Origin of the sequence: Pannonibacter sp. I15F10I1, from assembly GCF_900185665.1 — a bacterium.
In the GTDB taxonomy this organism is placed as follows: Bacteria; Pseudomonadota; Alphaproteobacteria; order Rhizobiales; family Stappiaceae; genus Pannonibacter; species Pannonibacter indicus.
This window is the reverse complement of sequence record NZ_FYAN01000026.1, coordinates 117,530-130,136: the sequence shown is the minus strand read 5'-3', so window position 1 is coordinate 130,136 and position 12,607 is coordinate 117,530. Positions and strand designations below refer to the sequence as shown.

At 61.2% G+C, this 12,607-nt stretch carries 12 protein-coding genes and 2 tRNA genes; 1 reads left to right on the top strand and 13 read right to left on the bottom strand.

The features are described 5' to 3' along the window. Positions 1-20 precede the first annotated feature (20 nt). The 9 genes from nuoF to IF10I1_RS13890 all read right to left on the bottom strand — a co-directional run bounded on the left by nuoF (position 21) and on the right by IF10I1_RS13890 (position 6,674). Positions 21-1,322 carry an NADH-quinone oxidoreductase subunit NuoF gene (gene nuoF / locus IF10I1_RS13930; protein WP_050473203.1) on the bottom strand — a complete coding sequence of 434 codons (1,302 nt, stop codon included), beginning with the start codon at positions 1,320-1,322 and terminating at the stop codon, positions 21-23. A gap of 10 nt (positions 1,323-1,332) precedes the next feature. After that, the gene (gene nuoE, locus IF10I1_RS13925; RefSeq protein WP_058899697.1) at positions 1,333-2,139 is read right to left on the bottom strand and encodes an NADH-quinone oxidoreductase subunit NuoE; all 807 of its coding nucleotides are present in this window, start codon (positions 2,137-2,139) and stop codon (positions 1,333-1,335) included. 60 nt (positions 2,140-2,199) lie between these two features. After that, positions 2,200-3,153 carry an FkbM family methyltransferase gene (locus IF10I1_RS13920; protein WP_122520233.1) on the bottom strand — a complete coding sequence of 318 codons (954 nt, stop codon included), beginning with the start codon at positions 3,151-3,153 and terminating at the stop codon, positions 2,200-2,202. Positions 3,154-3,156: 3 nt separating this feature from the next. Beyond that, positions 3,157-4,341 (bottom strand): NADH-quinone oxidoreductase subunit D, encoded by a 1,185-nt coding sequence (locus IF10I1_RS13915; protein WP_058899695.1) that lies wholly within the window; start codon positions 4,339-4,341, stop codon positions 3,157-3,159. A gap of 11 nt (positions 4,342-4,352) precedes the next feature. After that, on the bottom strand, positions 4,353-4,958 hold the full coding sequence (locus tag IF10I1_RS13910; RefSeq protein ID WP_050473200.1) for an NADH-quinone oxidoreductase subunit C: 606 nt from the start codon (positions 4,956-4,958) through the stop codon (positions 4,353-4,355). Positions 4,959-5,057: 99 nt separating this feature from the next. Next, a complete protein-coding gene (locus tag IF10I1_RS13905; protein WP_050473199.1) occupies positions 5,058-5,639 on the bottom strand; it encodes an NADH-quinone oxidoreductase subunit B family protein in 582 nt (193 codons plus the stop codon). Continuing rightward, positions 5,630-5,995 carry an NADH-quinone oxidoreductase subunit A gene (locus IF10I1_RS13900; protein WP_026355734.1) on the bottom strand — a complete coding sequence of 122 codons (366 nt, stop codon included), beginning with the start codon at positions 5,993-5,995 and terminating at the stop codon, positions 5,630-5,632. The genes IF10I1_RS13905 and IF10I1_RS13900 overlap by 10 nt, the downstream gene beginning before the upstream one ends. Before the next feature lie 486 nt (positions 5,996-6,481). Then, positions 6,482-6,558: transfer RNA gene (locus tag IF10I1_RS13895), tRNA-Asp, on the bottom strand. A gap of 39 nt (positions 6,559-6,597) precedes the next feature. Then, positions 6,598-6,674, bottom strand: a tRNA-Asp gene (locus IF10I1_RS13890). 353 nt (positions 6,675-7,027) lie between these two features. Here IF10I1_RS13890 and IF10I1_RS13885 point away from each other — a divergent pair. Further along, entirely contained in the window at positions 7,028-8,716 is a 1,689-nt protein-coding gene (locus IF10I1_RS13885; RefSeq protein WP_186393286.1) for a methyl-accepting chemotaxis protein, read from the top strand. Positions 8,717-8,822: 106 nt separating this feature from the next. Here IF10I1_RS13885 and IF10I1_RS13880 read toward each other — a convergent pair whose 3' ends face one another. From IF10I1_RS13880 to IF10I1_RS13865, 4 genes are all read right to left on the bottom strand, one after another. Next, positions 8,823-10,031, bottom strand: a complete 1,209-nt coding sequence (locus tag IF10I1_RS13880; protein WP_186424543.1) for a GGDEF domain-containing protein — start codon at positions 10,029-10,031, stop codon at positions 8,823-8,825. 70 nt (positions 10,032-10,101) lie between these two features. Beyond that, complete coding sequence (locus tag IF10I1_RS13875; RefSeq protein WP_186393284.1) at positions 10,102-10,920, bottom strand: alpha/beta fold hydrolase; 819 nt, start codon at positions 10,918-10,920, stop codon at positions 10,102-10,104. Between the two features lie 451 nt (positions 10,921-11,371). After that, positions 11,372-11,917 carry a recombinase family protein gene (locus IF10I1_RS13870; RefSeq protein WP_186393283.1) on the bottom strand — a complete coding sequence of 182 codons (546 nt, stop codon included), beginning with the start codon at positions 11,915-11,917 and terminating at the stop codon, positions 11,372-11,374. Positions 11,918-12,052: 135 nt separating this feature from the next. Beyond that, a complete protein-coding gene (locus IF10I1_RS13865) occupies positions 12,053-12,412 on the bottom strand; it encodes a MarR family winged helix-turn-helix transcriptional regulator (RefSeq protein WP_186393282.1) in 360 nt (119 codons plus the stop codon). Between the last annotated feature and the right edge of the window lie 195 nt (positions 12,413-12,607).

The following is a 12,607-nucleotide window of genomic DNA, read 5'->3' as shown; positions in this document are numbered from 1 at the left end:
TCTCCGAATTCCGTTCCCGGTTACTCTGCCGCAGCCAAGGCCTTGGGAGCCTTGGTCTTGGCCACGTAGTCGTCAATGCGGGCCTCGATCACAGGCCGGAAGTTCTTGATCAGGCCCTGGATCGGCCATGCAGCCGCATCGCCAAGGGCGCAGATCGTGTGACCTTCCACCTGCTTGGTGACGTTGAACAGCATGTCGATTTCCTCACGGGAGGACTGGCCCTTGACCATGCGCTCCATGACGCGCCACATCCAGCCGGTGCCTTCACGGCACGGCGTGCACTGGCCGCAGCTCTCGTGCTTGTAGAAGTAGCTCAGGCGCGCAATCGCCTTGATGATGTCGGTGGACTTGTCCATGACGATCACCGCCGCCGTGCCGAGGCCGGAGCCGAGGCCGCGCAGGGTGTCGAAGTCCATGGCCGTGTCCTTGATCTGCTCGCCGGTGAGGCAGGGAACGGACGAGCCGCCCGGGATCACCGCCAGCAGATTGTCCCAGCCGCCGCGAATGCCGCCGCAGTGCTTCTCGATGAGTTCGCTGAACGGAATGCCCAGCTCCTCCTCGACCGTGCAGGGACGATTGACGTGGCCGGACACGCAGAACAGCTTCGTGCCTGCGTTATTCGGCTTGCCGAGACCGGAGAACCAGACCGCGCCACGGCGCAGGATCGTCGGGGAAACGGCGATCGATTCCACGTTGTTCACGGTGGTCGGGCAGCCATAGAGGCCGACGTTCGCCGGGAACGGCGGCTTCAGGCGCGGCTGGCCCTTCTTGCCCTCAAGGCTTTCGAGCAGCGCGGTCTCTTCACCGCAGATATAGGCACCTGCGCCGTGATGGACGTAGATGTCGAAGTCGTAGCCGTTCTTGTTGTTCTTGCCGATCAGCCCGGCGTCATAGGCCTGGTCGATGGCAGCCTGCAGGCGCTCGCGCTCACGGATGAATTCGCCGCGCACATAGATGTAGGCGGCAATGGCGCCCATGGCGAAACCGGCGATCAGGCAGCCCTCGACCAGCGTGTGCGGGTCGTGGCGCAGGATCTCGCGGTCCTTGCAGGTGCCCGGCTCGGACTCGTCCGCATTGACCACCAGATAGGACGGGCGGCCGTCGCTGGCCTTGGGCATGAAGGACCACTTGAGGCCGGTCGGGAAGCCGGCGCCACCGCGCCCGCGCAGACCCGAACTCTTCATCTCCTCGATGATCCAGTCGCGGCCCTTTTCGATCAGCCCCTTGGTGTTGTCCCAATGGCCACGCTTGCGGGCGCCCTCAAGGCCCCAGTCGTGCAAGCCGTAGATATTGGTGAAGATCCGATCCTGATCCTTCAGCATCTTGCCTCTCTCACCCCTCGTTCTTGGCTGCGGCTTCAGCAGCCTTGCGGGCGGCCACTTCGGCCTTCACACGTGCAACTGACACTTCAGCCGAATCCGGTACGCCGTTGAAATCCTTGCCGCCACCGTTGATCGACGGACCGGCGAAGGCATGCGAAGCCTTCTCTGCGCCATCCACCACATGCGGTACGGGAAGAACGCCCTGCGTGTCGTCGGCAATATCCGTCAGCGACGTCGGGCCGCCTTCGGGAGCACCGAAACGGCGGTCGATCTGCGGGCCGGGCGTCACTTCGCGGCCGGCGGAAATGTCGTCGATGAGCTTTTCAAGGCTCTCCGGCGTCAGGTCCTCGTAGGTGTCCTTGAAGATCTGGACCATGGGCGCGTTCACGCAGGCACCAAGGCACTCGACCTCTTCCCAGGAGAAATTGCCGTCAGCCGACAGATCATGCGCATGAGCGGCGATCTTCGACTTGCACACGCGGATCAGGTCTTCCGCGCCGCGCAGCTGGCAGGGCGTGGTGCCGCACACCTGGATATGCGCCTTCTTGCCCACCGGCTGCAGCTGGAACATGGTGTAGAACGTCGCCACTTCCAGCACGCGGATGTGCGGCATGCCCAGCATTTCCGCGATGTAGCGGATCGCCGGCTCGCTCACCCAGCCTTCGTTCTGTTCCTGTGCGCGCCACAAAAGCGGGATCACGGCCGAGGCCTGACGGCCAGCCGGGTAACGGTCGATCACCTTCTTCGCCCAAGCGAGATTTTCCGCTGTGAAAGCAAAGCTTTCAGGTTGTTCAGCGGCAAGTCTGCGAACCGCCATGGTCCTTTTCCCCGTTCCGTGCCCTGTGGGCCGCTGCCACTCCGGTCCTGCCCGGCGCCCCTACCCTCTTGCGAGGGATTCGAGACGGTCGAGCCAGAAGCGGCTGCGTGTGGCGAAGAAGTCGTAACCTCTGCGCCGGTTGGTCTTGATACGGTCCAGCTCACCGAGCGGGCCGAGTTCAAAAAAGTCGTGTCCGGCATGGCCGAACAACCGCATTCCGCAGTCCTCGCGCAAGTAGCGCGAAACGGCATGGCTGCGGTCGCTGCCATGCTCCTCGTAGATCACGAGCACATCGCGCATCAGAAGCGCCACACCACCGCGCAGCGCCTCGATCTCGATGCCCTCCACATCCAGCTTCAGGACCAGCGGCCCCTCCTGCGGAATGTGTCCATCGTCCACGAGGCGGTCCAGCGTGACCGAAAGAACCTCACCCTTCGGCTCCACACCGGCCTGAGGCACAACGGATCGCGCCTCATGCTTGGCCCCGTAGAAACGGAGCACATCGTCATCCCGTCCGGCCACCGCCCGGTTGAGGCAGGTGACCCTGCCGCCGTTCGCCGCCACATTCGCCTCAAGCAGCGCGAAACTGGCGGGATCCAGCTCGATTGCGGCCGCCTTGTGCCGGCCAAACCGCTCGCTGGTCACCTTCAGCGACCAGTATCCGTAATTGGCACCGCAATCGATGAAGGCGTACTCACAATCCTTCACCGCCAGCAGCAGCGCCTCCACCTCTTCCTCGTAGGTATCGCGAGGATCCAGCAGAAGCCCCCAATAGCCGTCGCCATAAGGGAAGCAGAACGTCATGTCCTGCGTGAACCTGACAGCCACCTTGCGGCGGCTTGGCAGCAGGCAGCGGATCAGCCGCGCCGCATGCGAGAACCCCAGATCGTCCAGCGGCCGCAGCGCCTTGGCTGCCATCCGTGTCAGAACCAGTCCCGCGTGCTCCACCGGCGTCGCATCCGAGATGGCGCCGCTGGCCTTGTCCACGCAGATCGGGGCTCTTGTCAGATCCATTCCCTAGCGGTCGACCTCCCCGAACACGATATCGAGCGAACCGAGCACTGCGGAAATGTCGGCCAGCTGATGCCCGCGGCAGAGGAAATCCATCGCCTGGAGATGGCTGTAACCCGGCGCCTTGATCTTGCAGCGGTACGGCTTGTTGGTGCCATCCGCCACGAGGTAGACGCCGAACTCACCCTTCGGCGCTTCCACGGCGGCGTAAACTTCGCCAGCCGGCACGTGGTAGCCTTCCGTATAGAGCTTGAAGTGGTGGATGAGCGCTTCCATCGACCGCTTCATCTCGCCCCGCTTCGGCGGCACGATCTTGCCATCGGTGGACGAGACCGGACCGGTCTCCTTGGTCAGGCGCTCAAGGCACTGCTTCATGATGCGGATCGACTGGCGCATCTCTTCCATGCGGATGAGATAGCGGTCGTAGCAGTCGCCGTTCTTGCCGATCGGAATGTCGAAGTCGAGATCGCCGTAGCACTCATAGGGCTGCGACTTGCGCAGGTCCCAGGCAGCGCCCGAGCCGCGCACCATGACGCCCGAGAAGCCCCAGGCCCAGGCCTCTTCCAGCGTCACAACGCCGATATCGACGTTACGCTGCTTGAAGATGCGGTTGTCGGTGAGAAGGCCGTCGATATCGTCCAGCGTCTGCAGGAACGGATCGCAGAAGTCCCAGATATCATCCAGCAGCTGGCGCGGCAGATCCTGATGGATGCCGCCCGGCCGGACGAAGGCAGCGTGCATGCGCGCGCCGCAGGCCCGCTCATAGAACACCATCAGCTCTTCACGCGGCTCGAAGCCCCAGAGCGGCGGCGTCAGCGCGCCAACGTCCATGGCCTGCGTCGTCACGTTGAGCAGATGCGACAGGATACGGCCGATTTCCGAGTAGAGCACACGGATCAGCTGCCCGCGCATCGGCACGGTGATGCCGAGCAGACGCTCCACCGCCAGGGCAAAGGCATGCTCCTGGTTCATCGGCGCCACGTAGTCGAGGCGGTCGAAATAGGGAACCGCCTGCAGATAGGTCTTCTGCTCGATCAGCTTCTCGGTGCCGCGGTGCAGCAGACCAATATGCGGATCAACGCGCGTCACCACTTCGCCGTCCAGTTCCAGCACAAGGCGCAGCACGCCGTGCGCCGCCGGATGCTGCGGACCGAAGTTGATGTTGAAATTGCGAACCTGAGCCTCAGCCATGCCGCCCGCCCTTAATTCGTCGTTGCCTTCTCATCGCCGGGAAGCACGTAGTCCGTGCCTTCCCAGGGCGAGAGAAAGTCGAAGTTGCGGAATTCCTGTGTCAGCCGGACCGGCTCATAGACGACGCGCTTCTTGTCATCGTCATAGCGCACTTCCACGTAACCGGTTACGGGGAAGTCCTTGCGCAGCGGATGGCCGTCGAAGCCGTAGTCCGTCAGGATGCGGCGCAGATCCGGGTGGCCGGAGAAGAGAATGCCGTACATGTCGTAGGCTTCGCGCTCGAACCACTCGGCACCGGGGAAAACGGGCGTCAGCGACGGAACCGGCGTGTCCTCGTCGGTCGCCACCTTCACGCGGATGCGCTGGTTCTGCACCGGCGACAGGAAGTGGTAGACGACATCGAAGCGCTTGTCGCGGAAGGGATAATCCACACCGCAAATGTCCGTCAGATTGACGAACTTGCAGCTCGCGTCATCGCGCAGGAAACGCACCACATCGATGATGTCCTGGGCCGGAACGGTCAGCGTCAGCTCGCCATAGGCAACCTGCCACGACAACAACCGGTCCTTCAGCGCCAGCCCGATATGCTCGCCGAGTTCCTTCAGCGTCTCGTCCATCGTTTTGTTCCCGACCCTTCCGGACCTGACGGTGCGGATCCCTCAACCCGCACCCTTGCATTCTACACGGTGCTGCCCGGGCCTTGCGCCCGGACGGCCTTAGCGTTCGATCGTGCCTGTGCGGCGGATCTTCTTCTGCAGCATCAGCACGCCGTAAAGCAGCGCCTCTGCCGTCGGCGGGCAGCCCGGGACATAAATGTCAACCGGCACGATGCGGTCGCAACCGCGCACCACCGAATAGGAATAGTGATAATAGCCGCCGCCATTGGCGCAGGAGCCCATGGAGATGACGTAGCGCGGTTCCGGCATCTGGTCGTAGACCTTGCGAAGCGCGGGCGCCATCTTGTTGGTCAGCGTGCCGGCGACGATCATCACGTCGGACTGGCGCGGGCTGGCGCGCGGAGCAAAGCCGAAGCGCTCCGCGTCATAGCGCGGCATCGACATCTGCATCATTTCCACGGCGCAGCAGGCCAGACCGAAGGTCATCCACATCAGCGAGCCGGTGCGGGCCCACTGGATGAGGCTCTCGGTCGAGGTGACCAGAAAGCCCTTGTCGGCCAGTTCGTCATTGACCTGCATGAAGAAGGCATCGGAAGCCCCGGCGGGCTTGCCGGTGGCCGGATCGATCACACCCTTCGGAGCGGGTGCGACCAGCGTGCCCGAAGACGTGGTCAGTCCCATTCCAGAGCCCCCTTCTTCCATTCATAGATAAAGCCGATGGTCAGCACACCAAGGAAGGTCATCATCGACCAGAAGCCGAGCCAGCCCAGATCCCCGAACACAACCGCCCAGGGGAAGAGGAAAGCCACTTCCAGATCAAAGATGATGAACAGGATGGACACCAGATAGAAGCGCACATCAAACTTCATGCGCGCATCGTCAAAGGCGTTGAATCCGCACTCGTAGGCCGACAATTTTTCAGGATCCGGCTTGGAATAGGCCAGCAAAAACGGCGACACCAGCAGCGCCAGGCCAATGACCAGCGCAATACCGATGAAGACGGCAATCGGGAGATAATCCCGCAACAGATCTTCCATGTCTTTCGCGTCCTTGCACTTGGCGGGCCGGATCGGGAGGAGATCCGGTGGTTCCGGCACGTGCCCCACTCATAGGAGTACGACTCGAGCCTGTCAAACGCCCCGATTTTACCAACATGCGAGCGCACGCTTAGCTCACGCGCATGGGCAACGCAAGAGCCGAAAGCAGACAGCGCAATCGCCTGCAGAAGCCAACTGCCGCCGCCATCACCGGAAAACCATGCCTCCGCTACGGCAGAAGAGCACTACGCATATCCTCTTACAGACAAGCTAGAGCGCAAACCGCATTGGGAAAGCCCCTGCGAGCCTCCGAAACGCCCCAGCCCACCATCCGGCCCACCATCCGGCCCACCATCCGGGCCAGCCTCCAGCGCCGCGGCCAACCGCCGCAGCCCTGCCCCGCTGGGCGGGCATTTCATAAACGTGGAAAGTTTTTACCGGACATGAAAAAAGCCCCGCAAAGGGGGCTTCATCAAGTTTCGTAAGTGGCGCGAGTGACGGGGCTCGAACCCGCGACCTCCGGCGTGACAGGCCGGCACTCTAACCAACTGAGCTACACCCGCACACTTTACGAAACGGCTGCCAAACCCTCTGAAAGGGAATGGCGCGAGTGACGGGGCTCGAACCCGCGACCTCCGGCGTGACAGGCCGGCACTCTAACCAACTGAGCTACACCCGCTTCGTTTCCCCCGCAGCAACCTTCCGGCGCCGCGAAGTGGTGCCGATGTACGGCGGCCCCGGACGGAAGTCAAGCACCCCTGAACCGGCGAATGACCTGTTTTTCAAAAAAGGCAGAAAACCGCCATCCCGCATCGGCGGATCGGCTGCAGCTCTGTGGATAAATTCTCATCGCGCGCAAAAAGCTGCAGACTTATCCAGAAAACCACCAGCCACCACACACCCGGAGATTCGCATTCGCAGACGGATACAACCAGGACAATACATAAAACTAACGTAGCGTTTTTCTGAATTATTAAGCGATAGACCGCATAGTTCCGCTGGGACGGACCCTGCATCTGAGGAATTTTAAAAATGAAATTCGGAACACCCAAGACTGTCAGCGGCAAACTCTATGCCCTGGTCGGATTGTTCAGTCTGTGTTTCGCGGCTGCCTTTGCGTACCAGCTCTATGCACTTGGCGAAAACCTGAACGCCTTCAAGCGTACGGAAATCAAGAGTGTTGTTGAGGCGGCGCAGAATGTGGCTCTCACCTATCAGGCCCGCGCGGCCAAGGGCGAGATGAGCGAATCCGACGCACAGCTTGCTGCCCGCAACGCCCTGCGCGGCATGCTCTATAATTCCGGTAAGGATTATGTCTTCGTCTATGATGCCGCCGGCACCAGCCTCGTCCATCCGGCCAAGCCTGAAAATGAAGGCAAGAACCTGATCAACTCCACCGATGGAGATGGCAAGCAGCACATCCGCGAGTTCGTGACGGAGGCGAAGGCGAAGGGCAGTGCCTATGTCGCCTATTCCTGGAAGGATCCGAACAACGTGGTGCTGCCGAAGGTGAGCTATGTCTCCTATTTCCAGCCTTGGGACTGGGTGCTCGGCTCCGGCGTGCTTCTGGAAGACATCAACGCGGCCTACTGGCGCACGGCCATCAGCAGCGCCGGCCTCATGGCTGTGCTTGTTCTGGCCTGTGTGACGCTCGCCGTTCTCGTCGCCCGCTCCATCGCCCGCCCGCTGCGCAGCCTGTCGCTGCGCATGCTGGAGATCGCTGACGGCAACTTCGGCTCGCAGATTGATGGCACGGGCCGCGAGGATGAAATCGGTGACATGATCCGGTCCGTCAACGTGTTCCGCGACAATGGCCTTACCCGGCAGCAGCTGGAAAGCCAGAGCGAAGCCGACCGTCTGCGCGAGCATCAGCGCCAGGAGGCGATTGCCCGCCTGATCGAGAATTTCCAGGTCGAGTCGCAGCAGGCACTCAGTGTCGTCGCCGAAAACACCGGCCGCCTCAATGAGGCAGCTGTTGCCCTGAAGCAGATCGCAACACGCACGGAAGAAACCTCCGGCAGCGCAGCCGCCGCCTCCGAACAGGCCACCGCCAATGTGCAGACCGTCGCCTCGGCCGCAGAGGAGCTCTCCGCCTCCATCGGCGAGATCAACCGCCAGGTCAGCCAGAGCAGCATCATCGTCGGCAAAGCCACCACCAGTGCCGCCCAGTCGAACCAGAAGGTCGCCAGCCTTGACGCTGCCGCTCAGAAGATCGGCGAGGTCGTCAGCCTTATCCAGGCGATTGCCGAACAGACCAACCTGCTCGCCCTCAACGCCACGATCGAGGCCGCCCGCGCCGGTGAGGCCGGCAAGGGCTTTGCTGTCGTCGCCGCCGAAGTGAAGGAACTGGCCAACCAGACCTCCAAGGCAACGGAAGAAATCTCCTCGCAGATCTCTGCCATTCAGGCCTCGACCCGCGAGACCGTTGCCGTGATCGAAGAGATCACCGACATCATGGAAGAGGTGAATGGCTACACCGGCGCCATTGCCGGGGCCGTGGACGAGCAGGGCAAGGCGACGCGGGAAATCTCCGCCAACGTTCAGGAAGCCGCTCAGGGGACCCGTATGGCCACGGAAAACATGCATCACGTCGCCGACGGGGCAACCCGCACCGCACAGACAGCGGAAGACGTGCTGCAGAACTCCGGCCAGACCGCCAAGAGCACCGAGGACCTGCGCAACCGCATCGAAACCTTCCTGCGCGCTGTCGCTGCCGCCTGATGACAGACCCGGCGGGCAGCCCCCTGCCCTCCACATACAGAAACCGGCGGATCACTCCGCCGGTTTTTTGCTGGGCAGGCGTCTGCTGCAGTCCCTGGCCGGACCGTCAGATGTCCGCTCCCGCCTCAAGACGGAACATGGCGAACTGATTCTTGCCGTTTTTCTTGGCCGCATACATGGCGCAATCAGCCGCGTGCAGAAGCAGATCGCTTTCGCATCCGTCGGACGGATAGTGCGCAATGCCGATGGATGCACTGACGCAGACCGCCTCCTTCCCGATATCAATCGGACGGGCGATATCCGTCAGCAGATGCTGGGCCAGCGCTCTCACCGCATCAACTCCGGAGTTGGCGTCAACAATCAGCGCGAATTCATCGCCGCCAAGACGAAAGCTGCCTGCGCTGGCACACAGGCTGATGCGGCGGCTCACTTCCTTGAGAACATCGTCCCCGGCGCGGTGGCCATAGGTGTCATTGACGGCCTTGAAGCCATCAAGATCAATGATCAGCAGAAAGAACTCAGCCGCTTTGCCCTTGGGCTCCGTCCGGCCCGACAGTTCTGCATTGAAATGATAGCGGTTGCCCAGGCTGGTGATCTGGTCGAAATGGGCTGCGCGCCACAGGTCGAGCTGACTGTTATAGGCGTCCGTGATGTCCTGCAGAACGCCCTGAATCACCGGCTCGCCGAGCTGGTTGACGCTGCCATGGCCTGCAATCTTGAAACGGCGGACCAGACCTGACGGATGGCTGAACTCCACTTCATGGGACACGGGCGCCAGGCTCGGCAGATCCGGCTGCGCCAGCATATCCTCAATCATTCTGCGGACGGCGGGTGCAAAGGGCCGCAGAGCCGTTTCCAGATCGATATCCGTGCCGCTGCTGATTCCGTAAAGCTCATAGGTCCGGCCGGACCAGAGCATCCGTCCCGTCCGGATCTCGTAGGTCCATGCTCCGATGCCTGAAAGAGCCTCAAGCTGGGCAAGCCAGGCGGCGCGCCGCTCGGCATCGCTCTTGAGACTGAGCAGTTGCTCTTCAAAGGAGCGCCGCTCCGGCGCCGGAAAAACGGCCACATCGTAGAGCCGCGGCGAGACCCCGGTCCGGACCGTCATGTTGACCAGAACGGGCGTGGACGAAGACGCAGCCTGCAGGCTGAGCGCGACTTCAAAACAGGCGCCTTCGATGTGCAGCAGCGGCGCCAGAACACTTTCGAAATAGATCTGGCTTGGCCTGCTCAGGAAGCTGCTGAGGCGCTTGCCTTCAGCCTCACTTTCGCCGGTTCCCGCAAGCCGGCAGAACAGCCTGTTGGCACGGGTCACCCGGAAGGAGGCATCCGTGACCGCAAGCGCGCAAGGGGCATCATACCATGCGTCAAGAAGTCCGGGGACGTCAGCTGAGGGGGATGGGAAGCCCGGCATAGCACCTGATCTCTTCAATGACTTCGGCAGGATGGCTCACATGCGGGCAATGGCCCGTAACCTTGAGCTCGACGAACTGCGCATTGGGCATCTGCGTGGCCACATAGCGGCCGGCAGTCTGCGGTGCGATGACATCATCGGAGCACTGGATGACCAGAGCCGGCGTGGTGACAGACGCCAGATCGTTGCGGTTGTCACTCCAGAACGTCAGGGCTGCAAAATGCTGTGCGACATCAGGATCCGTCCGGCAGAAGCTCTCCTCCAGAACCGCCGTCAGTTCCGGGCGTTCCGGATTGCCCATGATCAGCGGCGCAATCCCTTTCGTCCAGCCGAGATAGTTCGACCGCATCGCCTCGATCAGGCCTTCAATATCCGCCGCATTGAAGCCTACCTGATACGCGCCATCATTCACATAGCACGGGGACGGACCGATCAGCACCAGCTGCCTGAACAGATCCGGCCGCTTCCCGGCCGCCAGAACACCAATCATGGCGCTGACGGAATGGCCAACGAATATGACCGGCTCGGAACAGACATGCTCAATCAACTCGATACAGTCATCCGCATAATCGGAAAGCGACTGATACCGCTCGTAGCTGAAGCAGCTGTGATCCGAATTGCCGAACCCGATCAGGTCAAACAGAATCACCTGGTTGGACGCTTCAAAGGCGGGAGCCACATCCTTCCACATGGTCTGATCACACCCGAGGCCATGGGCAAAGACGATTGGAACGCCGCCCTTGCCGCGCAGCGTCACCGCATATTTCCTTGAAACGTCCTGCACGCTCATACAGCAATCCTCACAACCCACACCCTGCAGTTTAAGGACTTGCAATTAGGCAGGAGTAAAAATTTATCTGCAAACTGCACAATATTCCACAATAAGGTTATAAAACAAGCACTTGGCAGGCAAGGCAACCCAATAACACTGACACGCCGAAGCCGCACGGAAACAGCACGCCTTGACGCTATGAAGCCGCTGCACCAACGCAGCAAAGGCCAGATCGGCTGATTGTCAGAGATTTGCTCAAGCCCGTGCGTCGCTTGAGCCTTTTCAAGGCGTGATGCGTCAGCAGCTCGGCGGCTTGGTACAAGATGGTGGGCGGTGAGAGACTCGAAGTCCACAGAGGCGCCCAGAACATGCTGTTTTCATTGCTGTATTTCTGACAGCTTATGTTTTCTGTGTACCAGCGTAGTGCCCTACCCGTCAAGCAGCGGAAAACGCACAGATACGCCCTGTCTTAAGCAGGCTCGCCCATAATTCGGTAGACGGTCGAGCGGGCCACGTTGAACCGCTTTGCAACCGCCGTAGGCTTATCCCCAGATGATATTGCAGCTCTGATAGCATCTGCATCAACAGTGACAGGACGCCCCTTGTAACGGCCTTCCTGCTTCGCCTTGGCGATGCCCTCAAGCTGCCGTTCCTTTCTCAGGTCCGTCTCAAACTCTGCAATCGCGCCAAGCATGTTGAACATGAGACGCCCGGTAGGCGTTGTGGTGTCGATGTTCTGTTCAGTGGCGATAAGGTCCACGCCCTTGGCCTGTAGCTCCAGTGATATGGCGTTCAGGTCCAGCACGGAACGGGCCAGCCGGTCAAGACGGGTGACCATCAGCACGTCCCCCTTCCGGGCGAACCTGATAGCTTCCTTCAGTTTCTCACGGCCTTCCCGGCTTGTGCCGCTGGCTTTCTCAATGAACAACTCCTCAGCGCCGTGCCGCTTGAGAAGGTCCACCTGTGCGCCTTCATTCTGGGTGAGGGAAGAAACGCGGGCGTAGCCGATTTTCATGGGGTAAATCCTGTCCGATAATGTCTAAGACAAAACAGGAATATCGTCCGATAAATCGGAAGTCAACCCATGCGGGACACAAAAGGGCGGTTTAGGCATGTCCTGTCCGGGTACACCCATACCGGACACGCTGGGTCAGATGGCCATCAAGCGCTTCGCCAAGCCCTTGCCCGCCTCTGTCAGGTACAGTTCCGGCGTTCTCCAGCCCAGACTTCCGGCCCTCTGCTCGATAAGACCCAGCCCTTTGCCTCCATGCCTGTCGGTCCTGCCAAGAGCGTTGATATTCCGTGAGACGGAAGACTGACTGAGGTTCAACAGGTCAGGCAGGTCTCTTTGATGGACGCCGGGCTTCATGGCCACCATCAGGAAGACAGCCGCCATCTGCATGGGCATCTCAGCCCGCAGTTCCCGAAAGACGCTCAGGTGAAGGAACAGGCCCCGGAGCGTGCGCTGTCCTGCCGTGGTGGTGCTCTGTCGTGCTGGTGCAAGGCCCATGCCGTCCCCCTTTGCTGTCTTCGGAAGATGCAGGAGGGACGGCGAAGGTCAAGCCATGCGAGCGCCTGCGGGAGCCATAACCGCGCATGCTTAGGCGCGCACGGGAGCTATTCCCGCGCCCCCACGGGGGACACGCGCGTTTCCTCTATATCGATTGCCGCCTCGGATTTTTTCGGTAAGAAAGGCCGCCCTTTT